This window comes from Microtetraspora sp. AC03309 (genome assembly GCF_020826795.1).
In the GTDB taxonomy this organism is placed as follows: Bacteria; Actinomycetota; Actinomycetes; order Streptosporangiales; family Streptosporangiaceae; genus Microtetraspora; species Microtetraspora glauca.
Genome location: NZ_JADDIL010000576.1, coordinates 1 through 412, shown reverse-complemented (window position 1 = coordinate 412; position 412 = coordinate 1). Strand labels below are relative to the sequence as shown.

The following is a 412-nucleotide window of genomic DNA, read 5'->3' as shown; positions in this document are numbered from 1 at the left end:
GTCACGGTCAGCGGTCCGTCGACACCGACGGCCAGGCACCACACCGATCCGGAATGCGGCTCAAGGCCGAGCCCCGGCCCGGCGTAGAGGGCCTGCCCCGGCCACAGCCACACCGTCGGGCAGCAGGTTTGTGGAAGCGCGGGCCCGGGTTCAGGCGGCATGCTGGCCTCCTCATCAATTGATCAGGAGGTTACCGTGGTCATCGCAGTGATCGTCGTGGCCGGGGTGTTCTTCCTCGGCATGGGTGTCTACGCACTGGCAGCTCCGCAGGCGATTCTGCGTCCGTTCGACTATGACCTCAGAACCGCCGCCGCCCGCGCGGAAGTCCGTGGCGTGTATGGCGGTTTCGGTATCGCGATCGCCGCGGTGCTGACCTACGCGGCCGTGACGCCGGGGGAGGTCCGGACCGGGA

At 68.4% G+C, this 412-nt stretch carries 1 protein-coding gene; it reads left to right on the top strand.

The genetic code is table 11. From position 1 onward, the window contains the following. Positions 1-195: 195 nt before the first annotated feature. Positions 196-412 (top strand): DUF4345 family protein (locus IMZ11_RS44430; RefSeq protein ID WP_228649802.1); only part of this gene is annotated, 217 nt, incomplete at its 3' end.